Annotated in this window: 22 protein-coding genes; 13 read left to right on the forward strand and 9 right to left on the reverse strand. The window is 35.0% G+C overall.

The window, feature by feature from the left end; all coding sequences use genetic code 11:
• Position 1: 1 nt before the first annotated feature.
• Complete coding sequence (locus FA045_RS00220) at positions 2 to 1,519, forward strand: family 16 glycosylhydrolase (RefSeq protein WP_136873227.1); 1,518 nt, start codon at positions 2 to 4, stop codon at positions 1,517 to 1,519.
• A gap of 65 nt (positions 1,520 to 1,584) precedes the next feature.
• Here FA045_RS00220 and FA045_RS00225 read toward each other — a convergent pair whose 3' ends face one another.
• From FA045_RS00225 to FA045_RS00245, 5 genes are all read right to left on the reverse strand, one after another.
• Positions 1,585 to 1,776: a cold-shock protein gene (locus tag FA045_RS00225; RefSeq protein ID WP_055133843.1), complete on the reverse strand. Its 192-nt coding sequence runs from the start codon at positions 1,774 to 1,776 to the stop codon at positions 1,585 to 1,587.
• Positions 1,777 to 1,872: 96 nt separating this feature from the next.
• The gene (locus tag FA045_RS00230; RefSeq protein WP_136873229.1) at positions 1,873 to 2,853 is read right to left on the reverse strand and encodes a hypothetical protein; all 981 of its coding nucleotides are present in this window, start codon (positions 2,851 to 2,853) and stop codon (positions 1,873 to 1,875) included.
• A 37-nt stretch (positions 2,854 to 2,890) separates the two neighbouring features.
• On the reverse strand, positions 2,891 to 3,757 hold the full coding sequence (locus tag FA045_RS00235) for a phosphodiester glycosidase family protein (RefSeq protein WP_136873231.1): 867 nt from the start codon (positions 3,755 to 3,757) through the stop codon (positions 2,891 to 2,893).
• Between the two features lie 58 nt (positions 3,758 to 3,815).
• On the reverse strand, positions 3,816 to 6,311 hold the full coding sequence (locus FA045_RS00240) for a zinc-dependent metalloprotease (protein WP_136873233.1): 2,496 nt from the start codon (positions 6,309 to 6,311) through the stop codon (positions 3,816 to 3,818).
• 102 nt (positions 6,312 to 6,413) lie between these two features.
• Positions 6,414 to 7,667 (reverse strand): aspartyl protease family protein, encoded by a 1,254-nt coding sequence (locus tag FA045_RS00245; RefSeq protein WP_136873235.1) that lies wholly within the window; start codon positions 7,665 to 7,667, stop codon positions 6,414 to 6,416.
• 51 nt (positions 7,668 to 7,718) lie between these two features.
• On the opposite strand from FA045_RS00245, the gene FA045_RS00250 reads away from it, so the two are divergent.
• The 6 genes from FA045_RS00250 (at position 7,719) to FA045_RS00275 (ending at position 13,919) form a co-directional block, all read left to right on the forward strand.
• Entirely contained in the window at positions 7,719 to 9,053 is a 1,335-nt protein-coding gene (locus FA045_RS00250; RefSeq protein WP_136873237.1) for a D-alanyl-D-alanine carboxypeptidase/D-alanyl-D-alanine-endopeptidase, read from the forward strand.
• A 221-nt stretch (positions 9,054 to 9,274) separates the two neighbouring features.
• Positions 9,275 to 10,063, forward strand: a complete 789-nt coding sequence (locus FA045_RS00255) for an alpha/beta hydrolase (RefSeq protein WP_136873239.1) — start codon at positions 9,275 to 9,277, stop codon at positions 10,061 to 10,063.
• Between the two features lie 4 nt (positions 10,064 to 10,067).
• On the forward strand, positions 10,068 to 11,135 hold the full coding sequence (locus FA045_RS00260) for a glycosyl hydrolase family 18 protein (RefSeq protein ID WP_136873241.1): 1,068 nt from the start codon (positions 10,068 to 10,070) through the stop codon (positions 11,133 to 11,135).
• Positions 11,135 to 12,172: an aminotransferase class I/II-fold pyridoxal phosphate-dependent enzyme gene (locus tag FA045_RS00265; protein ID WP_136873243.1), complete on the forward strand. Its 1,038-nt coding sequence runs from the start codon at positions 11,135 to 11,137 to the stop codon at positions 12,170 to 12,172. Before FA045_RS00260 ends, FA045_RS00265 begins: the two co-directional genes overlap by 1 nt.
• Positions 12,172 to 12,726, forward strand: a complete 555-nt coding sequence (locus tag FA045_RS00270; protein WP_136873245.1) for a phosphoglycerate mutase family protein — start codon at positions 12,172 to 12,174, stop codon at positions 12,724 to 12,726. The genes FA045_RS00265 and FA045_RS00270 overlap by 1 nt, the downstream gene beginning before the upstream one ends.
• A 20-nt stretch (positions 12,727 to 12,746) precedes the next feature.
• On the forward strand, positions 12,747 to 13,919 hold the full coding sequence (locus tag FA045_RS00275) for an MFS transporter (RefSeq protein WP_136873247.1): 1,173 nt from the start codon (positions 12,747 to 12,749) through the stop codon (positions 13,917 to 13,919).
• Here the strand turns inward: FA045_RS00275 and FA045_RS00280 are convergent.
• The 4 genes from FA045_RS00280 to porX all read right to left on the reverse strand — a co-directional run bounded on the left by FA045_RS00280 (position 13,914) and on the right by porX (position 18,154).
• Positions 13,914 to 14,597 carry a M15 family metallopeptidase gene (locus FA045_RS00280; RefSeq protein ID WP_136873249.1) on the reverse strand — a complete coding sequence of 228 codons (684 nt, stop codon included), beginning with the start codon at positions 14,595 to 14,597 and terminating at the stop codon, positions 13,914 to 13,916. The genes FA045_RS00275 and FA045_RS00280 overlap by 6 nt on opposite strands.
• Positions 14,598 to 14,748: 151 nt before the next feature.
• Positions 14,749 to 15,975, reverse strand: a complete 1,227-nt coding sequence (locus tag FA045_RS00285; RefSeq protein ID WP_136873251.1) for an alanine dehydrogenase — start codon at positions 15,973 to 15,975, stop codon at positions 14,749 to 14,751.
• A 109-nt stretch (positions 15,976 to 16,084) separates the two neighbouring features.
• Positions 16,085 to 16,513 carry a tRNA (adenosine(37)-N6)-threonylcarbamoyltransferase complex ATPase subunit type 1 TsaE gene (gene tsaE / locus FA045_RS00290; RefSeq protein ID WP_136873254.1) on the reverse strand — a complete coding sequence of 143 codons (429 nt, stop codon included), beginning with the start codon at positions 16,511 to 16,513 and terminating at the stop codon, positions 16,085 to 16,087.
• Positions 16,514 to 16,600: 87 nt separating this feature from the next.
• On the reverse strand, positions 16,601 to 18,154 hold the full coding sequence (gene porX / locus FA045_RS00295) for a T9SS response regulator signal transducer PorX (RefSeq protein ID WP_136873256.1): 1,554 nt from the start codon (positions 18,152 to 18,154) through the stop codon (positions 16,601 to 16,603).
• Positions 18,155 to 18,309: 155 nt separating this feature from the next.
• Here porX and FA045_RS00300 point away from each other — a divergent pair, with 155 nt between their 5' ends.
• From FA045_RS00300 to efp, 6 genes are all read left to right on the forward strand, one after another.
• Positions 18,310 to 19,533, forward strand: a complete 1,224-nt coding sequence (locus FA045_RS00300) for an HD domain-containing protein (protein WP_136873258.1) — start codon at positions 18,310 to 18,312, stop codon at positions 19,531 to 19,533.
• Positions 19,534 to 19,645: 112 nt separating this feature from the next.
• Complete coding sequence (lpxD, locus tag FA045_RS00305; protein ID WP_136873260.1) at positions 19,646 to 20,728, forward strand: UDP-3-O-(3-hydroxymyristoyl)glucosamine N-acyltransferase; 1,083 nt, start codon at positions 19,646 to 19,648, stop codon at positions 20,726 to 20,728.
• Positions 20,718 to 22,127: a bifunctional UDP-3-O-[3-hydroxymyristoyl] N-acetylglucosamine deacetylase/3-hydroxyacyl-ACP dehydratase gene (locus tag FA045_RS00310; RefSeq protein ID WP_136873262.1), complete on the forward strand. Its 1,410-nt coding sequence runs from the start codon at positions 20,718 to 20,720 to the stop codon at positions 22,125 to 22,127. Before lpxD ends, FA045_RS00310 begins: the two co-directional genes overlap by 11 nt.
• Complete coding sequence (lpxA, locus tag FA045_RS00315; RefSeq protein ID WP_136873264.1) at positions 22,127 to 22,921, forward strand: acyl-ACP--UDP-N-acetylglucosamine O-acyltransferase; 795 nt, start codon at positions 22,127 to 22,129, stop codon at positions 22,919 to 22,921. Before FA045_RS00310 ends, lpxA begins: the two co-directional genes overlap by 1 nt.
• 173 nt (positions 22,922 to 23,094) lie before the next feature.
• The gene (locus FA045_RS00320) at positions 23,095 to 23,709 is read left to right on the forward strand and encodes an ABC transporter ATP-binding protein (protein WP_136873266.1); all 615 of its coding nucleotides are present in this window, start codon (positions 23,095 to 23,097) and stop codon (positions 23,707 to 23,709) included.
• Positions 23,710 to 24,447: 738 nt separating this feature from the next.
• Positions 24,448 to 25,008, forward strand: a complete 561-nt coding sequence (efp, locus tag FA045_RS00325) for an elongation factor P (RefSeq protein ID WP_136873268.1) — start codon at positions 24,448 to 24,450, stop codon at positions 25,006 to 25,008.
• Positions 25,009 to 25,073: the final 65 nt, after the last annotated feature.

The following is a 25,073-nucleotide window of genomic DNA, read 5'->3' on the forward strand; positions in this document are numbered from 1 at the left end:
TATGAAACAAATAACAATTGCAGTTTTAATGGTAATGTTTGGCAGCTCTATTTCAACGGCACAAAAACCGATTACAACTTGGCATAAAAATCAAGTAATTGCACATCGAGGTGCATGGAAAAAACAAAATTTACCAGAAAATTCTATCGCATCGCTTAAACACGCTTTTAAATTGAACTGTTATGGTTCTGAATTTGATGTTCATTTAACTGCTGATAGCATTGTAGTAGTAAACCATGATGCTACTTTTTTAGGGATCAATATCTCAAAATCTACTTATCAGCAATTGCTAGCAAAAAAATTACCTAACGGAGAATCGATACCAACATTAGAAGAATTTTTAAAAACTGGCTTAAAACAGAAAAAAACAAAGTTGATATTGGAGATTAAACCTCAAAATTTAGGAAAAGATAGAGATCAGATTTTAACCCAAAAGGCTTTAGAATTGGTTAGAAAATATAAAGCCCAACCATGGATAGAATACATCAGTTTTGGATACGACATTTGCACTTACATCATTAAAAATGAGCCAAATGCAAAAGTTGCTTATCTTAGAGGCGATGTTGTGCCAGAAAAAATGAAAGCAGATGGTTTTACTGGTGTAGATTACCACTTCTCCATCTATCAACAAAATCCGGATTATATAGCAAGGTTTAAAAAATTAGGCATCTCAATTAATGGCTGGACGGCTAATTTACCGACTGAAATAAATTATTTATTGGCTAACGAAGCTGATTTTATTACCACCAACGAACCTGAGCTTGTTTTTGATTTAATTAAAAAATCTACCGTTGCCAAAGGTTGGAAATTAAAGTGGGCAGATGAATTTGGCGTGAATGGTTTGCCTAGCCCCAAAAATTGGATTTATGATGTTGGCGGCAAAGGCTGGGGAAATAATGAGAAACAATTTTATACCAATGCAGACACTTTAAACGCCAAAATTGATAAAGGCGTTTTAAATATAACTGCTCTCAAAGCGGATAAAGAAAACAACAACTACACATCGGCAAGGATTGCAACAAAAAATAAATTCGACTGGAAATACGGAAGATTAGAAGTGAGAGCAATGTTACCTAAAGGAAGAGGTTTATGGCCTGCAATTTGGATGTTGCCGACCGATTGGAAATACGGAAGCTGGCCAAGAAGTGGCGAAATTGATGTAATGGAACACGTTGGCTTTGATGCAGATACGATACACGGAACAGTACACACCCAATCATTTAACCATACCATTGGCACTCAGGTTGGTAAACAAATTAAATCTGAAACACATTACGATGAATTTCATGTATATGTATTGGAATGGTTCGAAGATCGGATTGATATTTATATGGATGACAATAAATATTTTAGTTTTAACAATAGCAAAAAAGGAATTGATGAATGGCCATTTGATCAAAACTTTCATTTGTTACTAAATTTAGCCGTTGGTGGTAATTGGGGAGGAAAAGAAGGCATAGATGATGGCGTTTTCCCTGCAACAATGAAGGTAGATTACGTAAGGGTTTACCAGAAATAAAAAGGTATAAAACCAAAAAAGTCTCCCGATAAATCGGGAGACTTTTTGGTAAAATATGATAATAATTAGATTACTTTCACATTAACGGCGTTTAAACCTTTTTTACCACTTTCAACATCGTATTCAACTTTATCATTTTCACGAATTTCGTCGATAAGACCTGTTGAGTGTACAAAAATTTCGCTATCGCCGTTAGCTGGTACGATAAATCCGAAACCTTTAGTTACATTAAAAAATTTTACTGTTCCTTCTTGCATTGTATTGTATATTAATAATTAAGGCTGCAAGGTACATAATTAATATTTAATAAATGCAAATCCCTCATTTTTTGGCAAATGGCAGTTTTAAAGCGGTTATTTACCAACTTTTCCTATCACTCTTAAACTAATTTCGCTAGAGTGAGGTATATCTAAAGTTTTACCTGGTATTACGTAAAATAGATTACTCAAATATGTATCGGCTATGCCTTGTAGTAGCCTTTTACGTTGCTCTCTATATTCTTCAAGCACATATTCATAACCTTTGGTTACGTACATTTTACCTTTGGCATCAACCACTACAGAAAAACTGTAGGCAAAATCTTTATAGGCTTTGTTAATTTCAATATCGTAATGCGGATAAAAATAATCTACAGCAGATTTTCTGTTATTTAAATTATCTATCGTACTCACTTTCTTTACGCTAACATTTTTGCTATTTGGTGTAAAAACTACAGGTTGCCTAGCGGGATAAGCCGTTTTTGGGTTGCCAGGATCTTTATCGCTATTTGCTGTTAATTTTTTGATAAAGGCGGTGTCTCTTTTTGTTGGTTTTTGTAATTCGCCAATGGTAGTGTTTAACTTATCAATGTGTTTTTTGCTGTAATAAGTTGAGTAAACATCAGAACGAGGATCATCATCGCCTGCAATACGCATCGCATCTACCTGTACCCGCTGCAAAACCAAACTATCTTTAGAGATTATCCTTACCCTAAAAAACTCACGAGCAAAATTGTAAATTCTACCATGATCATGGTGCAGGTAAAAAGATTCCATTCCGCTAATTTCTGGACTGTAAGCTAACATGGTATCTGGAGCTTTAAACTCAATAATCCATGTTGGCTCTTGCTGAAAACCATCTTCATTAAAAGAAAGTCCATTTTTAAATCGTCGCTTTACCTCAAAAAAGCGAATTCCATTTACATCCTTAAACTGAAGGTTGTTGGCTGGTATATCTTCTGCTTTTTCTAATGCGGTTTTTGGAGTTTCTTTCTGCCTTTTCCTATCTGATTTACAGGCAACAAAGCTTAACATGATGATGGTGAAAAAGAAAATCTGATAATGTTTAAGCTTCATATCTCTTAATTGTTTAGAATAAACAGCAGCAAATATATTATTGTTTCTTTTTTAGCAGGATAACATTTGCAACTTTTCTAGTTCCTTGATGGTCCCATTTTTTATTATCAGATGGATAATTTACTACTCCATTTTCTGGCGCTGATGAAACCCATAAAGTGGTAGAACCGCCACCATCTAAATTAATTGCACTTACACAACCAAGCCATTTCATCAGTTTGGTAAGTTCTGGCAAACTCATTCCTGCAGAATTTTCTTGTCTGCCATCAACGGTTAACAAAATAACTTTTCCATCTGCTTTTATACCAACAGCACTACGTGGGTGGCGCAACTTGGTAAATGCTGTGGTATCTAGTTCTTCAACTTGCTGGTTGTATATTAATAACGGACCACTGTTCATCACATCTTTTTCTGTTAAGTTTTGCTCCCAGTTTTTACTTCCATCCCATTTTTTAATGTTAAGCTTACCATTTTCAATTACAACCGCAGCTTGTTGATGCCTAGCTCTATTGCCGTTTTTATCTAATTTATTCTCATTAACTACATTTCCATTTACTTTAATGTAGTCAACAGATCCTCCATTTTTAATATCGAAAAAAGTACCATTAATGGCTGCAACTGCATTAAGTTCTTTTCCAAAAGTTTCGGTTGTTTTTAATACTTTTTCATCCGCTCCTAAAGCAAAAAATGGAGCATTACCTTTTCTATTTACCTCAATATAAGCAATGTGCTGATTGACAGCAAAAAGATTTTTTTCATTAAAATGATAGGTAATCAACTTTGTTTTAGCTGCAATTTTTTGTTTTTGCCATTTAGCGGTAACAACAGTAACCGAATCGATATTTTGTGCATTAACATTACCACTAAAAGCAAGCAAACTTAGAAAGAGGATTCTTTTTAACATCTTACAAACATAAAAAAGCCCGCTCTAAAAATAGAGCGGGCTGGTTATTAATTTAAAATTATTTTTTAGGCTCTAAAATATCATTAATCCTAACCGCTAAATCTTCGTAATGTGCTTTTGTCATTGCATCTCCAGCTGCTGCACGAGCTTTTGAGGTTGCTACCAATGTTTTCAGTTCTGCTCTAACCAACGGTCTGATATCTGTAACACCAACATTAATTGGCGTAAAGCTAAAACCTGGAGGTAAACCAGTTGGTGCAGGAGCATCCACCATTAAGCTTCCTAATCTATCAATATAACCTCTTTGTAGGTTACGTTTAAATGCATCTGGTCTTGTAGCGGCAAAAATAGTTCCCCTTACATCCGTAAATAATTCTGGAATAGTGTAAGCACTAGCGCCGTTTTTGGTTTCGTTATCTAACATTCTCAACAATCTCGATGAAGTAAAAATGTTATTGATTGTACCCGTTTGAACAGATTTAATTCTGGTTAATAAAGAACCATTGTCAAATTTATTTAATTGCTCACTGTTCATTAACCATAACGGACTAGTAAATAACTGCTGATTTAAAAATGCAACAGCTTCTTTTTGTGTAGCTTCCGAAACATATTTGTAAACAGCACCAGCTTGATCATAAGTTTTAAAGTTTTCGCTTAAACCGCCAATGTTAAAAGTTACGTGACCCATGTATCTGTTAAACTGACCAATAACTTCGCTATAAAGCTCCCCTAAATTGCTGTAATCTTTACCCGCTTCAAAAGTCCATTTTTCGATGTTTGGCAAAATGCGTTTTAAGTTTGCAATACCATAAGTACTTGCTTTCATTGCGTTGTCACCTAAATCTTCGCTTTGGTCGCGAGGATCGTATTGGTTGCCTTGGCGGCCATAAAAATACAATGGATTACCTGCTTTTTCTTTAACCCATGCATCTAATTTTGCTTTTTCTTGTTGTGCAGTTAAATTGCCCGGGAACCAAGAATAGCCCCATTTTACTGCCCATTTATCGTATTCGCCAATGCTAGGGAACATTTTAGAAACATTGTCTCCTGGCTGTGCAACGTAGTTGAAACGAGCATAATCCATAATTGATGGAGCAGTTGCGTATTTATCAGTAAAGGTTTTAGATCGCAATGAATCTACAGGGTAAGCATAGCTCGAACCAAAGTTATGTGGCAATCCTAAAGTGTGTCCAATTTCGTGAGATGATACAAATCGGATCAACTCTCCCATTTGATTGTCGCTAAATTTAGCTTTACGAGCTTCAGGATTAATTGCTGCAGTTTGTACAAAGAACCAGTTTCTTAATAAATTCATCACATTGTGATACCAGCCAATATGTGTTTCTAAAATTTGACCAGTACGTGGATCAGAAACATGTGGCCCGTAAGCATTTGGAATATCAGATGCAAAATAACGCACCACAGAATAGCGAGAATCATCTACACTAAATTCTGGATCTTGTTGAGGAGTTGGTGCTTCTTTACCTACAATTGCATTTTTAAAACCAGCTGCCTGAAATGCAACTTGCCAATCGTTAATACCTGCAATTAAATAAGGAACCCATTTTTTCGGCGTTGCCGGATCAATGTAAATTACAATTGGCTTAACAGGATCTACCAACTCACCACGCATATAAGCTGCAGTATCTTTAGGAACTAAATTCCAACGGTGAATGTAAGCAGTTTGCTCAGCTTTTTGCGCATCAGTACCAAAATCAGTTTGTCTTTGACCAAAATAGCCTACTCTAGCGTCCATTAAACGAGCTTTAACAGGTGTTTTTGGCAACAACAACATTGAAGTATTAAATTCGAAGGTTATTGCGCCGATAGAATTATCGATTGGAGATTCTACCGAACGATACGTTTTTGCAGTAACAACCTCGATATTTATAGGGAAAGTTTTAATCGTATCTAAATAAGATCTGGTTGCATCGTAAGTAGTAGTTTTGTACGCTTTTCTTAATGCATCAGTTGCACCAATTGCCATTACATCTCCATTGTAAAAATCGGTAACATCAATTACAATACCTGTAGTATCTTTATTGTAAGCTTTAATATCAAAAGAAGCTAAAATGCTCGAAAGGTTTGAGTTTTTAACCGATTCGTACATATCAGTTCCTTTATCGGCCTTAATAGAATAACTCGGTACGCGTATAAAAACTTGCTTACCGCGACGTTCCCATTGCCAAACTTGCTCGTTTAATTGCTCGCCACCATATTGTTGGTTGCCAACTTTTACGCCCGCTGGTACTTTTGCCAATCTAGTTACCACAAGCATTTCACGGTTTAAAACAGAATCAGGGATTTCGAAATACCACTTGTCATCCACTTTGTGGGTATTAAATAAGCCTTTTTTAGATTTTGCTTTATTGGTTATAATTTCTGAATAGGGTCTAATGCCTTCTTTTTTTGCTGCAGCAGCAGGTGGTGTAGTGGCGGCTGTAGCTGGAGGTGTTTTTTTGTCTGACTTTTTTTGAGCAAAAGATGGCGTTGTTGCCATTGCACATAAAACTGCCAAACCAGCAACGGTTAATAGTTTTTGGGTTTTAATCATAATATTTGTTAGTTATTTGGTGTTAGAGCCATAAAAGTATAGCTGTGTTACGGATATTTCGTATGCGTAAAAGAAATGTTACGAATGCTTTTTAATTGGCCATCATATCCTTCTTTTGAGCCTAAGTAATTTAACCGTAAACCCATCCTTTCTGTACAACTCTAAAATAACCGTCTGTCCTTCAGAATTTCTAAATAAATTGTTAATTTCTTCTAAAGTATAGGTGTCAGCTTTTTTAAAGTTGATGCTGATAATTTCATCATTTATTTTTACTCCTGCTAGTTCTGCAGGCGATTGTGGTTCTATTCTACTAACGATTAATCTTTGAGTTAAATCTGACGTTACGAAAAGCTCAATTCCGGTCATGTCATGCTCAAACTTACTATCAAACAATGAATTTTTTTTAAAATATATTGCATTATTACCATAATCGTAGGTTATATTAAATCTTTTCAATATCCCAGAGCCTATGTTTCCATTTCTATCTTTCTGATTGGTTTTTGCAGCTACATCATTAAAATCTGGAAAATTGGTGACCACATTTTTCATTTCATAATTGCCGAGTTTTAAGCTTAAGATTCTGCCAATGTATCCACTAATTTCTCCGGCAAGGCCGATGCCCAAATTGCCTACTATACTTGTTTTAGGGATTGGAAAAGGAGCGGCGTTTAATGTTTCTAATGATAAAGAATGACCAGCTCCGCAGTCTACAATAAGTTTTACTGGTATTTCTCCTAACTGCTCTGATTTTAAAATAGTATTTATATAGGGCTTATTGCCTAAAATTTCAATATCAACCTTGGTGCCCTTTATTTTTTGATTAAAATTTGGAAGCGAGAAACTTATTCGATTAGTTTCATAATTTACCTTTACTACAAAACTATTAAAGAAATGAAACCCAATTAATCCAGATATTTTCATCCCTAAATAACCATCTAGGTTGAAAATGTCATTTTTTAAAATTACAGTGGGCACAAAAGCCATGGAGGCTCGATTGATCTTCACAAAACTATCTGAAGTAAAAAGGGCGTCAATTTCGGCGTTAGAACCAAGGCCATTTATTTTTATTTGTCTAGTATTTTGGAAATTAAGCTCGTCAACCAATAAACTGTCAGTAATAATTAAGGGGTCTACGCCAGTATCAAGCAAAAAGTTGTAAGGACCTTTGTTATTGATAAATACTGGAATAACTATTAAATTTTTAACCTTAGTAAAAGAGATGGCATCTCTTTTTATTTTGTGTTCAAAAAAGAAAGTTTGCGCATGTAAATAATTAGTCGAGCCAATTAAATATGTTAATACTGTAACAATTAAAATCAGAAAGCTAGCTTTTATTTGGTTGTTACAACTTTTCATGAAACTAAATTAATAAATTAGGGCTCATATTTTGTAGATTAAAACTCATAAATGAAAAATTGCCTATTTTCGAACAGATCTCAAATTAACTATTTGCTTTTAGGGTTAGTGATTTTATTTAGCTCATGTAGCACTAACCAGCAAATAGCCAAAAAAGTAAAAAAAGAATTTAAGCAATCGACCTTAATAGCGCAATACCAAGTTGGATTTGCACTATATGATAGGACAAAGAAAGAGATGATTTTTCAGAAAGATGCTGAAAAATATTTTTCGCCCGCTTCTAATACCAAGTTGTTTACTTTTTATGCCGGGTTGAAAATGATACCTGATTCCATTCCTTCATTAAGATATGTTGAAAGAGGCGATTCATTAATTTTTTGGGGAACAGGAGACCCATCATTTTTACATACACAGCTTAAGGGAACAAAAGCCTTCGATTTCTTAAAATCATCTTCAAAAAAATTGTTTTTTGCACCAGGTAGGTATACAGGAGATTTTTATGGTAATGGTTGGCAATGGGATGATTATAATGCTTATTATCAACCAGAAATTAATGAACTACCCTTATTTGACAACGTAGTTTTAATCTCAGCAAAAACTGCAGGTAACATGAATATTTTACCGCAAACATTCGCCTCATGTTTTGTTAAGGATACCTTGTCTAAAGCAAAAAACTTTACTGTAATAAGAGATTTTAACACGAACAATTTCCGTTTCAATACGGCTGTTATCGCAGCTAAATACGAACAACAAGTGCCTTATAAAGTAAGTTTGCCAACAACAATTAATTTATTGGTAGATACTTTAAACAAGTTTGTTGATGTTGTAGACATGAAAATGCCTTTAAACGCCAAAACCATTTACAACTTAAAAAGCGATACGGTTTTTAAACAAATGATGTTGCCAAGCGATAATTTTGTAGCCGAGCATCTTTTGCTTGTTTATGCAAATAATTTAGGGGTAGAATTAAATACAACAAAAGTAATTAACCACATTAATACTACTTATTTATCGGCTTTGCCGGATAAACCTAAATGGGTTGATGGATCTGGTTTGTCTAGAGGGAACTTATTTACACCAAGAGATATAATTAAGCTTTTGGAGTTGATTTATGATGAGGTTAGTGATGAAAATAGACTTTTTGAAATGATGCCAGCAGGAGGAAAAACGGGCACGCTAAGAAATGCCTATCCTAAAACTGATGCACCCTTTATTTATGGAAAAACGGGTACTTTAAGTGGTGTACATAATCAAAGTGGCTATATTAAAACCAAAAAAGGTAAAACATTGCTATTTTCTTTTATGAATAACAATTACGTTAATCCAACTGCTGATGTAAGGAAAGAAATGGTTCGAATCATGACCTTTATACACGATAATTTTTAATCATCATTTACATCTCTTTTTACTAGCCATGTAGTAATCCAATTGGCAAATTAACAGCAGTATTACCAAAAAAGAAATCATAAAATATAAGTATGGCTTAATTTGCGGGTTATTGCGGGATTTAAACAAATAGCCGAAAAAAGATGCAGCTTTTTATGATTATTTTGTGCAATTTAGATAGTACAAATTTTTGATCCAAAAAATTGCAGGTTTTAAACATTATGAAATTATCCTTAGTTACTTTACTTCTATTGCTTAGTGGTTCTCTTTTTGCGCAAGATAACCTGATTTACAAAAGTAAAAACTTACCAAAACCAGATACTACTTGGGTTTTTAAACCAAAAAATTACAACGAAGTTCAAAAGTTGCCCGTTATTTTCTTGTTGCATGGTTATAGCGGTAATTATAAGCAATGGAACAATATAATGGACGCACAGAAATATGCAGACGAATATGGTTTTATCATTGTATGTCCGGATGGATTATTTGACAGCTGGTATATTAATAGCCCTGCTAAAAAAGAGTGGCAATTTGAAAACTTTTTCTTTGATGAACTTTATCCAGACATTAAATCAAAGTATAAGGTTGATGATAGATACATTTTTATTTCGGGCCTAAGCATGGGTGGCCATGGTGCGCTTCACTTGTTTATTAAAAAACCAGCATTATTTACAAGTGCAGGCAGCACAAGTGGAGGCGTAATGTTGAGAGATTTTTCTGCCAAATATGGTTTGAGCGCTTTGCTAGGAAATCCAAAGGAAGATGATAAGATATGGGATGAGTATTCTGTTGTGCCTAACATTTATAAGTTGCAAAACACCAACAAACCCTTCATTTTCGATTGTGGTTCTGAAGATTTCTTTTACGCTTACAATAATGATTTGAAGAAAAAGGCAGACGAATTAAAATTGAAAGCAACTTATATTTCTCAACCAGGAGCTCACAATAGGGCTTATTGGACTAAATCTATCAAACAACAATTCGCCTATTTTAAAAGTCAAATTAATTAAACCTATGAAATTGAGAAATTTACTTTATTTAAGCATACTAGTACTAAGTTTCAGTGCTTGTAAAAAAAGCACGGTTGTTCCAGTAGAACCACCAGTAACACCTCCTCCAGTTCCTCCGCCTGTTTCAACAACGCCATACACGCCCGACAATAGCTTTAAAATTATAGCTTATATGCCAAGTTACCGAGATCCTGCTACTGTTGCTGATGCTAAATATAAAATGATAACGCATTTATTTTATGCTTTTTTAAATCCAAGTGCAAGTGCAGATGGCTCGCTGCAACCGCTACTAAGCCAATCGAGGTTTTTAGCAGTGCAACAAAAAGCAAAAGCTAATAATGTAAAATTCGGTATTTCGGTTGGCATTACTTCTGGTACAACCGAAGCTACTTTTGCCGCCATTGCGGCTTCGCCAACAGCAAGAGCTAATTTTGTAAAAAACATAGTTGATTTTGCAAAAAACAACAATTTAGATGGAGTTGATATGGATTGGGAATATCCAAGAACTGTGTCTGGAAGTCCAAATACAGATTTTACCGCTTTGATGAGAGAGCTATCAACAGAACTACACAAATTAAATAAATTTTTAAGTGCAGCGATTACACCTGCAGTTTATACATCAACAAATAGAGATGCCATACAGGCAGACGTTTATCAATACGTAGATTTCTTTAACATTATGCAATATGATGGAGCGGGTTACGATACTGCAGAACCATTAAACCATGCATCTATGAAAATGACAGATGCCAGCTTAAATATGTGGTTAACCACTAAAGGCATGCCTAAAGAAAAAGCTATCTTAGGAATGCCATTGTATGGAAAAGATGCTGCTGGTGCCTCCATCGGCTACAGAGACATTGAAGCTTCTGGAGCTGATATCACTTTAAATGTGGCAACTGTTAGTGGAAAAACTTATGGTTATAATGGTACCACATTAATTAAAGCTAAAGCACAAAAAGCTAAAGATAGATGTAATGGAATTATGTTTTGGGAATTTTCTCATGATAGCAATTCTGCTAATTCATTGATTAAAGCTGCAAATGATCAATTGGGAAGATCCTATAATTAATGCAAGAAAAATATAAACATCTTAAATCGCCATTGGCAAACAAAATAATAGCCATAGGCGATGAATACCTTTATTTTGGTGGTACGGCGTATTTGGGTATTCCACAAAACGAGGCTTTTTTAAAATTTTACCTAAAAGGACTATCGCTTTTTGGATTAAACAATGGCACAAGTCGCTCAAATAATGTACAACTAGGTATTTACAACGAGGTTGAGCAATATGCAGCACACAAATTTGGTGCTGCTGCGGCATTAATTACCTCTAGCGGTTATTTAGCCGCTCAATTAACTGTTAAAAATCTAGCTAATTTTGGCGAAGTGAGGTACGCTCCAGCAACACACCCTGCTTTATGGCATCAAAATATCCCCAAAGTATTGGGTTCTTTTACTATTTGGGCAAAAAACATAGTTGATGAAATAAATAATAGCGAAAAAGAAAATTGGGTAATCATTAGCAATTCGATGAATAACCTTTTCCCAGAAATTTACGACTTCACTTTCATCAAGCTATTGAATAAAAAAGTACTGCTAATCATTGATGATTCACATGGAATAGGCATCAATAATGAAGGATTGGGTGTATTTAAAACAATTCCACCTTGTGCAAACGTAGAGGTTTTAGTAATCGCATCTATGGCAAAAGCGCTCGGGGTTGATGCCGGCATTATTTTAGGTACAACTAAGCGAATTCATCAACTTAAGCTTAGCCATGAATTTCTCGGTGCCTCTCCGCCTGCTGCAGCTGGTCTTTTTGCCTTTATGCAGGCAGAAAAAATATATCAAAACGAATTAGAAAAGCTAAATCAAGGTATGGAAATCGTTAATCAAGCTTTGCTTAAAAATGATGATTGGCACTTTATTGATAATTTCCCGGTTTATTTATCTAAAAATGCTGAACTTAGCCACCAGTTAGCCGCAAAAAACGTCTTGGTTTCATCGTTTGCTTACCCAGACAAAGATGGACCCAAAATTAACAGGATAGTTTTAAGTAGTTGGCATAATAAAACAGATATCGCATATTTAATAAAAGCTTTGTAATGAAAAATATAATCCTTGTAATTTTAATCGTTTTATTCGGTCAACAGGTGGTTAACGCACAAAAAACTATGAAAGTTTTTGTAGTTAGACATGCCGAAAAAGTAACCGATGATCCAAAAGATAAAGACCCATTATTGTCTGAAATTGGCGCATTAAGAGCGGTAGATTTAATGAAATTATTACGAGGAGAAAAAATTGATTCGATTTTTACAACTGATTACAAACGAACAAAATTAACTGCTTTCCCTTTGGCTGATAAAATTGGGATTTCAATGAAAACTTATAATCCTGCAGAGCAGAAAGTATTGGCAAAACAATTAATAACCAATGCTAAAGGAAAAAAAATATTAATTGTTGGCCATTCTAATACGATTTTAGATGTAGTTGAGGCATTTGGTGCAGAAAAGCCAGTAAAAGAACTTACTGACGATGATTATGATTACATCTTTGAAATCACGATAAAGGGAGATAAAGCTGAGGTTAAAGCCAATCGTTATGGCGAAGTTCATAGAGCCGAAGGCGATGATAAAAAACAAATGAAAACGGGTAGTTAAATGATAAAACAGGCTTAAAAGTGCAATCTTCCCCCAGTATTTACACGCTACAATTTGGATTAGTCTGCTTAAGTTCTTTTCTGTTTTCGGCGAGTTTTAACATGTTAATTCCAGAGTTACCCGCTTACTTAACAAGTTTAGGAGGTGCGGAATACAAAGGATTAATCATAGCCCTTTTCACACTTACAGCAGGTATTTCTCGTCCTTTTAGTGGCAAGTTAACAGATACAATTGGCCGCATACCTGTAATGGCTGTTGGTTCGATGGTTTGTTTTTTATGCGGATTTCTCTATCCCATATTAACTTCTGTAGCTGGCTTTCTATTTTTAAGATTAATACATGGTTTTTCTACAGGATTTAAGCCCACTGCAACCTCTGCTTACGTAGCCGATTTAGTACCTGCAGATAAATGGGGCGAGGCGATGGGTGTTCATGGTGTTTGTTTTAGTACGGGTTTAGCAATCGGCCCCGCTATAGGTAGCGCTATAACCGATCATTTTTCAATCGATATCTTATTTTATTGTTCATCGCTTTTTGCACTGCTTTCTATTGTTATTTTGGCAAATATGAAAGAAACACTTCCTGATAAGCAAAAATTTACGCCTGAACACCTTAAAATTAAAAAGGATGATATTATAGAATGGCAAGTTTTGCCCGCAGCCCTAATTGTATTGTTTAGTTATATCAGTTATGGTGTAATTTTAACTGTAATATCAGATTGGAGCGAGCATTTAGGCACTAGCAATAAAGGCTTGTTTTTTATGGTTTTTACGCTATCATCACTCCTCATCCGCTTTGTAGCAGGAAAAGTTTCTGATAATTATGGAAGAACTTTAATCATTAAAATATCGCTGGCCATTTTAGTAGTTTCTTTACTTGGTATTGCTCTGGCTACCTCATCATTTTGGTTAATGGCCGCATCTGCAGTTTATGGTATAGCAACAGGTATGCTTTCGCCAACAGTTACCGCATGGACGATAGATTTGAGCAAACCCGGCCAACGCGGTAAAGCTGTAGCTACAATGTATATCTTTTTAGAAGTAGGTATTGGAGCAGGGGCATTATTAGCTGGAGCTTTCTTTATTGAGGATGTTAAAACCATCCCTATGATATTTTATTGCTGTGTGGTTATTACTCTATTTGCGATGGTTTATATGTGGTTAATTTATAAGCCTAAAAAGGGTTTGTTATAGTTTCTCAAACGCAATATCCATCAAATCGTAATTCTGCCAACCGTTAAAATCGAAGTGCCACCATTCGTTATAAATCACTTTAAAGCCGTTGGCTTGCATGGTAGCGATTAAGAAATCCCTGTTTTTGATGATTTCTGCGGGTAATTTATTATAATGTGGGGCTGCAGCTTCTTCAAAACTATCATAAGGCGTTGGCATTGGCACATCTTTGCCTGTTTTAAGGTCGATAATTGTTAAATCTACTGCACATCCACGGTTGTGTTTTGAACCTTTTGCTGGGTTAGCCACAAAATTTTTATCGCTTGCTTTCTCCCAAAAAGCTAATGTAATATCATACGGACGATAGGCATCAAAAATCTTTAAACCGTATCCCTTTTTTTTAAGGATGGATTGTATTTTTTTCAATTGCTCTACCACTGGCTTACGAGCAAATGCCTTTGCTTGTGCATACATTACCTGTTGCATAAAGTTGTTTTTTGTCGCATAGCGGATGTCTAATACAACAGATGGAATAGCTTTTTTAAGATCAATCAATTCATTATTCGGATTTTTCTTAAGATCTGCTTTGTAAGTTTTATAATCGTTTATTATTTTTAATCCATAAGGATTTTGAGCGTTTTTTTGCGCACAAGAGTTTAAGCAGAGTGATAGTAGAAAAATGACGAATATGTTTTTCATAAATAAAATATAATAAACTCCTAGTTTGTCATTCAGAGCGTAGCGAAGAATCTCCCAATCTATAAATCCTATAGTAAGATCCTTCCTTCGTCAGGATGACAAAGAGGGCTAAAAATTAACTCTAAATTGGTATTATCTGTACCAATTAAAATTATTGCGTAGAAACCACCAATAATTCTAAATCTTTAAACGGTAAATTGTACATATTAGCCAAATCTTTGTTTGTTAAATGACCCTGATAAGAATACAATGCCTCACGAATACCTGGTCTGTTCCAAATCATGTTCATTAGTCCACCTTTATCGCCAATTTCTACTAAAATAGGGGCGAAAATATTGGTTAGCGCATAAGATGCAGTTCTTGGAACTCTCGAGGCAATATTTGGCACACAATAATGGATCACGTCATGTTTTCTAAAAACAGGGTCTTTATGATTGGTTACTTCAGAAGTTTCGAAACAACCGCCTTGGTCTATACTTACGTCAACCACAACAGAATGCGGTTTCATTTTAGCTACCGTTTCTTCCATCACTAAACACGGACTACGACCATGTTCTGATCTTACTGCACCAATTACAACATCGCAAGTAGTTATGGCTTTATTTAGTACAATTGGTTGCATTACAGAAGTAAAAACTCTACTGCCTAAATTATTTTGTAACCTTCTAAGCCTAAAAATAGAACTGTCGAATACTTTTACTTCGGCACCTAAAGAGAGTGCTGTCCTCGCGGCATATTCGCCTACAGTACCCGCACCTAAAATCACAATTTCTGTGGGCGGCACACCTGTAAAACCCCCAAGCATTAATCCTTTTCCGCCAAATGCGCTACTCAAATATTCTGCAGCAATAAATATAGAAGCCGAGCCAACAATTTCGCCCATGGCACGAACTACGCTTAATACATTACCTTCATCACGCAGGTTTTCGAAGCATAAGGCGTTAATTTTTTTATGTAGGATGGCTTTGAGATTGGCTTCTTTTAAAGTGCCGATTTGCAAGGCTGAAATTAGGGTTTGCCCTTTGTGCATCAAACCAATTTCTTCTAAAGTTGGTGGAGCAATTTTAACAATGATATCTGCAGCATAAACATCTTTTTTGCTAAACGAAATTTGAGCGCCTTGTTCGCTATAATCTTTATCGCTAAAATTTGCAGCTACACCCGCACCAGTTTCAATTACAACTTTATGTCCGTTTGCAACTAAAAGCGCAACAGAAAGAGGCGTTAAAGCAATTCTGCATTCTTGAAAAGATGTTTCTTTTGGGATGCCGATGTATAGGCTATTGCTTCGAGTATTAGTTTCGAGGGTTTCTTCTTGTGTTTGTAATAAACCTCGATGGGCAATTGCAGCCATTCCTTCTCTTAATCCTTTCTCCATTTGATAATGTGGTAGTTTTAGATGTTTGAAGATACGGAATTTTTTTAAGAATTAAAGATGGTTGATAGATGATGGTTCAGAGTTGATCGCTAAGCGACTAAGCTATGGTCTATCGGCTAATAACTTCACTGAAAGAAAAAGTTCTCTGCTCATCGCCTGTTATTTCTATCTCAACTTTCACATAATTTTCTGGTAATAAATCTTCTATTTTTGATGGCCATTCTATTAAACAAAAGTCGCCGCTGTAAAAATATTCTTCATAGCCAATATCATAAGCTTCTTGTATGTTTTTTAACCGATAAAAATCAAAATGATAAATTTTTCCAGCTTTGCTAACATATTCATTAACAATTGAAAAAGTTGGGCTACTCACCACATCTTCAACTCCTAAAACTTCACAAAAGATTTTAATAAACGTTGTTTTGCCAGCTGCCATTTCTCCTTCAAAAATGAAAAATTTTTCGCCCTTGGCAAACGATAGAAGCTCTTCAGCAATTGTTGGTAATTCTGCGGTGCTGTTAATTGAGATTGATTTCATTAAATCTAATATCGTCATTTCGAACCGAAGGGAGAAATCTAATAAACAGATTTCTCCTCGTTCCTCGTTCGAAATGACGGATCGCTATTACCTCGAACTATAAGTAACCACCGGAATAATCATTTCTTCTAAAGAAATGCCGCCATGCTGAAACGTTTCGTTATAATAATTAACAAACTGATTGTAATTGTTTTGGTAAACGAAATATTGGTCTTCTTTTGCAAAAATATAGTTAGAGCTGATATTTATTTTTGGCAACTGTGCTTCGTGAGGGTTTTTAATCAAAAACACTTCTTTAGGGTTAAAGTTTAGATTTCTACCTTGCTTGTAACGTAAATTGGTATTTGTACTTCTATCGCCAATAACCTTACTAGGGTGTTTTACCCTAATTGTACCATGATCTGTAGTGATGATAACCTTTACCCTTTTCTGAGAAATTTTCTTTAACAAATCTAACAAAGGAGAATGCTCAAACCACGATAAAGTTAAAGAACGGTAGGCAGCATCATCATTTGCCAATTCGCGAATCATTTGCATATCTGTACGGGCATGCGAAAGCATATCAACAAAATTATAAACAATGGCATTAAAGTCATTATCCATCAAATTATTCACTTTATCAGTTAAGTCTTTGCCTTGGTCAAAAGTTAAAATTTTATGGTAACTAAACTTGCATTCTTTTCTTAAGCTTCGCTTAATTTGCTCTCTTAAAAACGTTTCTTCGTGCAGGTTTTTTCCGCCTTCATCATCATCATTTTGCCAAAGTGATGGAAATTTCCTTTCCATTTCTAAAGGCATCAAGCCTGAAAAAATAGCATTACGTGCATATTGTGTAGCCGTTGGTAAAATACTCGAATAAGTATCTTCTTCTTCTAAACGAAAATATTCACTAATTAACGGATTGATAATTTTCCATTGATCATAGCGCAAATTATCAATCAGAATAAAAAACACAGGTGTGTTTTCACTCAATAACGGAAAAGCTTTTTTCTTCAATAACTCATTAGATAGCAATGGAGCTTTTTCTTTTCCATTAACCCAACCTAAATAATTATCCTCAATAAATTTAGAGAACTGTGTGTTAGCTTCAGACTTTTGCATCGTCAAAATCTCGTGCATCTGTGGGTCATCAAGCTTTTCTAATTCTAATTCCCAAAACACTAATTTTTTATATACATCAACCCATTCTTCATAACTTAACTTATCGTTTAAAGTCATGCCGATATTTCTAAAATCTTGTTGATAAGCAGAAGAAGTTCTTTCGCTCACTAAACGTTTATTGTCAACAATTTTTTTAATGGTTAGCAAAACCTGTTTAGGGTTTACTGGTTTAATTAAATAATCATCAATTTTAGATCCGATGGCATCCTCCATCAAGTTTTCTTCTTCACTTTTAGTGATTAAAACAACTGGAACATCATTACGGATATTTTTAATGGCGGTTAGGGTTTCTAAACCACTTAAGCCTGGCATATTTTCGTCTAAAAAAACAAGATCAAAATGTTCTTTTCCAAATGCTTCTAAAGCATCATTTCCATTGGTAAAAGTAGTTACATGGTATCCTTTTTCGTTCAGTAATAAGATATGTGGTTTTAATAAGTTAATCTCATCATCAGCCCATAAAATTTTGGTTTCCTGCATTATATATACTTTTTATGTAATTTAAAGGTTTTAAAAAGCGCTAAACTTTCTACTACCGATAAAAATAGCAATTTTTGTACCGTAATATATCAGTTGGCAGTTTTTAGTTTGCTTTGGCTTTATTCCAACCTTTTAATACTGCAACAAATTAAAGAATGAACAAAAAGAAAATAATAAACGACCCTGTTTATGGGTTCATCAGCATCCCCTCTGCGTTGATTTATGATTTGATCTCACATCCTTATTTTCAACGTTTGCGATACATTAAACAACTTGGGATGACCCATTTGGTTTATCCAGGGGCATTACATACCAGGTTTCATCACGCTATTGGAGCAATGCATTTAATGGGTTTAGCTTTAGAAGTGCTTAGAAACAAAGGGCATGAAATTACTCCCGAAGAAGAAGAAGCTGCAACTATAGCAATTTTACTACACGATATTGGTCATGGGCCATTTTCTCATGCATTGGAGCATACACTAGTCAACGGAATTAAACACGAAGACATTTCTATGCTAATGATGGATAAATTAAACGAAGAATTTGATGGACGATTAACCCCTGCCATCACCATTTTTAGAGGTAAATATCACCGAAATTTTTTCTGCCAATTAATTTCTGGACAGTTAGATTTAGATCGAATGGATTACCTTAATCGCGATAGCTTTTTTACTGGCGTAAGCGAGGGTGTAATTAGTTTCGATCGCATTATTAAAATGTTTAACGTAGTTGATGATCAACTGGTAATTGAGGAAAAAGGGATTTACTCTATTGAGAAGTTTTTAATAGCTCGCAGACTAATGTATTGGCAAGTTTATTTGCATAAAACTGTTATTGCTGGCGAGCAATTGTTGGTTAAAATTTTAGAAAGGGCAAAAGAACTCGCATCTGGCGGAGAAACTCTTTTTGCTACACCAGCTTTGCAACATTTTTTGCAAAATGACATTACCGAAATGAATTTTTTTGAAGATGAATATCATTTATTACAATTCTCTAAATTAGATGATCAGGATATTTATGCTTCGGTTAAGGTTTGGGAAAATCATGACGATCCAATCTTATCAAGGCTTTGTAAAATGTTAAATTCTAGATCCTTATACAAAGTAGAAATTACAAATACTGAGCCGCCAGCAGATAGAATTGAAAGATTAGCAATCCAAACTGCGTTAGCGTTAAATATTGATGAAGATGATGTATCTTATTTTGTTTTTACCGATACCATTAGAAATAGAGCTTATAACGCAGGTAATAGCAATATTAATATTTTAATGAAGAATAATGAGCTGGTAGATATTGCAAAAGCCTCGGATTTGTCTAACTTAGAATCGCTAGATAAAACGGTTAAGAAGCATATCCTCTGCTACACAAGAGATATTTAGCATTTTTTAACAAAATTTTTAACATTTAATAGCGTTAACAGTCTTATTCTTGTAGCGAATATTAACAATAGCGTTTATTTGTTCATATCAATTTAACATTTAACTTTGTAGAATGCAATTTACTGCCAAGCAGATAAGCGAATTTTTAGATGGGACCATTTTGGGCGACGAAACTGTTGAGGTTGGGGAGCTTTCAAAAATTGAAGACGGAGTTCCGGGTTCTTTATGCTTTTTATCTAACCCTAAATACGAGAATTACCTATATACAACACAAGCTTCTGTAGTAATTGTATCGAATACTTTTGTACCTAACCAAGCTATAAAATGTACATTAATTAAAGTAAAAGATCCTTACAGTTCTTTTTCGGTTTTACTAGAAAAATATAACCAAGCTTTAAATCAAGATTCGGCTAAATCAGGGATAGATCAACCTTGTTTTATTCACCCAACAGCTAAAATTGGTAAAAATGTTTTTATTGGTGCTTTTTGCAACATCGAAGAAAATGTAGTTATTGGCGATAACTGTAAAATTTACACCCAAATATATATTGGTAGAGATAGTGTAATTGGTAGCGATTGTACCATCAATCCTGGTGTTAAAATTTATAACCGCACACATATTGGCAACCGCGTAACTATACATGCAAATACCGTAATTGGTAGCGATGGTTTTGGCTTTGCGCCACAAGCCGATGGCACCTACAATAAAATTGCTCAAATTGGCAATGTAGTAATAGAAGATGATGTAGAAATTGGTGCAAATACAACAATTGATAGGGCAACAATGGGCTCAACTTTTATAAGAAAGGGAGCAAAATTAGATAACCTAATACAAATTGCACACAATGTGGATGTTGGCGCACACGCTGTTGTTGCTGCTCAAACAGGTATTTCTGGCAGTACAAAACTTGGAGAACGCTCTGTAATTGGCGGACAAGTTGGTATTGCAGGGCACTTGGTTTTAGGCAAAGGCACTCAGATTGGGGCACAAGCCGGAATAAATTTTAATACAGAAGAAAATAAACAGTGGCACGGTAGTCCGGCACAACCCTTAAAAGAATGGATGAGAAGTACTGTTATATTTAAAAAACTACCAGAAGTAGATAAAAGAATTAGAGAGCTAGAAGCTAAAATTACCGAATTAACCGCAGTTATAGAACAGATTAGCACATTACAAGAAAAGAATGAACGTTAAGCAAAAAACTATTAAAAGTGAGATTTCTGTTAAAGGTGTAGGTTTACACACTGGTGCAAATGTTACCCTAACTTTTTGCCCTGCTCCAGATAATCACGGTTTTAAATTTCAAAGAACAGACTTACCCGGAGAACCAATTATAGATGCAGATTGCGACAATGTAACTGATACTGCTCGTGGCACTACAATTTCTCAGAACGGGGCACGTGTAAGTACAGTTGAGCATGTGATGGCATCATTGGTTGGCATGGATTTAGACAACGTACTTTTAAAGCTCGACGGCCCTGAAACACCAATAATGGATGGAAGCGCAATTTTATTTGTCGAAGCTTTAGAATCTGTTGGGGTTATTGCACAAGAAACTGATAGAGAGTATTTTACCATCCCTCATAATATTACCTATACAGAAGCTGATAGAAAAGTAGAGATTGTGGCAATGCCACTTGATGATTACCGTTTTACTTGTATGATTGATTACAATTCTCCCGTTTTGGGCAGTCAACATGCAGGTATATCTAGCATAGCCGAATTTAAAAAAGAGATAGCCTCATGCCGAACTTTTTGCTTTTTACATGAGTTAGAATATCAGCTTCAAAACAATTTAATTAAAGGTGGCGATTTAAATAACGCCATTGTAATTGTTGATAAAGAAGTAACAAAAACCGAATTAGCACATTTAGCTAAAATTTTTAACAGATCTGCGATTGAAGTTGCCCCACAGGGGATTTTAAATAACATGGAGTTGCGTTATCAAAACGAACCTGCTCGCCATAAATTATTAGATATGATTGGCGATTTGGCTTTGGTAGGCGTACATCTTAAAGGCCACATTATGGCAGCAAGACCTGGTCATGCGGCTAATGTTGCTTTTGCCAAAAAGATAAAAGCTGCCATTAAAAAAGAAAAGGGCAAAAAAATACAAAAGGTTTACGATGCAAATGCAAAACCCTTGTATGATGTTGTTCAGATAATGGATATTTTGCCACACAGACAACCTTTTTTGTTTGTTGATAAAGTGTTAGAATTGTCTAAAACGCATGTGGTTGGTGTTAAAAATGTAACCATGAATGAGGATTTCTTTAGAGGCCACTTCCCGGGCGCTCCGGTAATGCCTGGCGTAATACAAATAGAGGCAATGGCGCAAGTTGGCGGTATTTTAGTGCTTAGTACCGTTCCAGATCCTCAAAATTATTTAACTTATTTCTTAAAAATAGATAATGTGCGCTTTAGAGCACAAGTTTTACCAGGCGATACCATTATTTTTAGATGCGATTTAATGGAGCCGATACGAAGAGGCATTGCGCAAATGAAAGGTATTGGCATGGTAGGAGAAAAAATAGTAGTTGAAGCCGAAATGATGGCTCAAATTTCAAGAGTAAAAGAAACTGAAACAGCATAATGATACAACCGTTAGCATATATACACCCACAAGCAAAAATTGCAGATAACGTTGTAGTTGAGCCTTTTGCTGTAATACATAAAGATGTAGAAATTGGCGAAGGAACTTGGATTGGCTCAAACGTAGTAATTATGGATGGAGCCAGAATAGGTAAAAACTGTCGTGTTTTTCCGGGCTCGGTAATTTCTGGAGTACCACAAGATTTAAAGTTTGCTGGCGAAGTTACAACAGCAGAAATTGGCGACAATACCACTATTCGGGAATGTGTAACCATAAACCGTGGTACAAAAGATAAATGGAAAACCGTAATTGGTAAAAACTGCTTAATACAAGCATATTCACACATTGCGCATGATTGCGAAGTAGGCGATTTTTGTATATTTTCTAACAGTACAACCTTAGCTGGGCATATTACCATTGGCGACTATGTAGTTTTAGCAGGCTTAGTGGCTATTCACCAATTTGTTAAAGTGGGTTCACATGCATTTGTAACTGGCGGTTCGTTGGTGCGTAAAGATGTTCCTCCCTATGTTAAAGCAGCAAGAGAGCCACTTTCTTATGTTGGCATCAACTCTGTTGGCTTGCGTAGAAGAGGATTTTCTGCAGAGAAAATTAACGAAATACAAGAAATTTACCGTGTGCTTTTTGTAAAAAACAATAACGTAACCAAAGCTTTAGATATCATTGAAGCTGAGTTTCAACCAACCGAAATACGTGATGAGATAGTAGATTTTATCCGCAACTCTAACCGTGGTGTAATGAGAGGGTTTGGTACAGGAAGCAAAGAAAGATAATCCCCCTTGCCTCCAAAGGGGAAAGGTTAGATGTAAAGAAGAGAGGCAAATACATAGTTTATGTACACAAGCCAGTTTTGATAATTAAATAAACTTAATATTGAGGGTTTGTTAGTCGGATGTTCACTCACATCTCACATCTCATATCTCATATCTCACATCTCAATACCACAATGGAAATTACCTTAAAAAACGCCGGCAGAAGGTTTAACAAAGAGTGGATATTTAAAAATATCGATTTTAGTTTTTCGAAGGCCAACAAATATGCTGTTTTAGGGCCAAATGGTTCGGGGAAATCTACTTTATTGAGCATTATTTTAGGTAATTTATCGCCTTCTGAAGGAGAAATTAGCTACCATAATGCATCCGAAATTAAGGTTGAAGAAGTTTATCAATACATCAGCTTTGCTGCTCCATATTTAGATTTAGTAGAGGAATTTACGTTGCAAGAAACCATAGCTTTTCATTTTCAGTTTAAAGCATACGCAATCGGACTAAATGCCCAAAAGGTTTTAGATTTACTCGGACTTGAAAAATCGCAAGATAAGGCTTTAAAACACTTTTCTTCTGGCATGAAACAACGTACCAAACTCGCTTTAGCCTGTTGCGCAAATACACCAATCTTAATTTTAGATGAGCCGACATCTAACTTAGATGAACAAGGAATAGCTTGGTATCTGAATTTAATTGAGCAATATGGAAATGATAAAATGATCATTGTAGGTTCAAATCAAGAACATGAGTATTCTTTTTGTGATCACCGTTTAAATATCTCTGATTATAAATAGATTTTCAGAAAAACGAAGTCAAAACTTTGTGGCAGTTGTAGCCCCGCTTTTTGCTGCAAATTTTGTCAATTGGTTTTATACGTTAGCTAAAGCAGATAAAAATTTGTGCACCCAATTGCCAAAGTTTTTCGCGTCAATCGGGTTTAATTTACAAATACAGTAGTTCTTTTGGCAGTTTGCAACCCATCATAGCTGCATAAGCCTTGCATTTTAAACGGGATTGGAGCGGAAATACTTTTGTTTTCTTTTCAGCTTTGACAACTTTAATAGCAGAGTAGCAAGAAAGTTGTCAAAGCTGAAAACAAAAGATTGGAGCAAAAAGCCCGACTATCTGCTGATTTTTACGCCAAAATTGCTTTTCGAAACAATATTTTATTTGTCATTTTTGATTGCTTTGTCTTGGATTTTCCCATCAAAACCATTCTATTTCGTTTTAAAACTACTTTAAAAAAATATTTTCATTTTACTATTGTTTTATTAAAAAATAGTTTGCACCTTTGCGCCATCAAATAAGGACTAAATTTTAGTCGCAAAATTTGATAAAAATGCTTCGAATTATTAGTGAGCATTTATAAAAAGATTAATACAAAAATTTTCATAGTTTAGTTTTAGGTTTAGGTTGATTGTAGCTTCGGAGTGGTTCCCGAAGCTATCTTTTTTTACAGCTAATTTTAATTTTTTTTTTACCTTGCGGCTTTAAAAACAGACCATACATAAATAGTGATTTTTTAATATATCATGGCAAAAGCATCAGAAATAAAAGTGGGTAACATACTGCGTTTTAATAACGAGTTAGTTACTGTAGAAGAGTGGAACCACCGTACACCAGGTAAAGGCGGTGCATTTTATACCGGTAAATTCCGTAACATTAAAACTTCTAGATTAGTAGAGGCTCGTATGAATACAGACGAGGTTGTAGAAATTTGTAGAGTAGAAACTAATGATTATCAATATTTATATGAAGATGGTGATTATTTAGTAGTGATGGATAATACTTCTTTTGAGCAATTTAATGTGCCTAAAACTTTATTCGGTACTTCTATTAAATTTTTGAAAGAAGGAATGAGCATTTTGGTGGCAATAGAAAGCGAAGAACCAATACAAGCGAGTTTACCAAACTTTGTAGAAATGGAAGTAGTTTATTCTGAGCCTGCGGTAAAAGGCGATACTTCTACAAATGCATTAAAAGCTGCTACGGTAGAAAATGAAGTTGAAGTTAAAGTTCCGTTGTTTGTAAACCAAGGCGATAAAATTAAAATCGATACGCGTACTGGTGAGTATGTAGAGCGTGTAAAATAGGAGCAGGATTAAAGGATTAGTGGATTTTTAAGATTTTTTAATCCAAAAATTTGTTAAATCATATT

The sequence above is a fragment of the Pedobacter cryotolerans genome, assembly GCF_005116475.1.
GTDB lineage: Bacteria > Bacteroidota > Bacteroidia > Sphingobacteriales > Sphingobacteriaceae > Pedobacter > Pedobacter cryotolerans.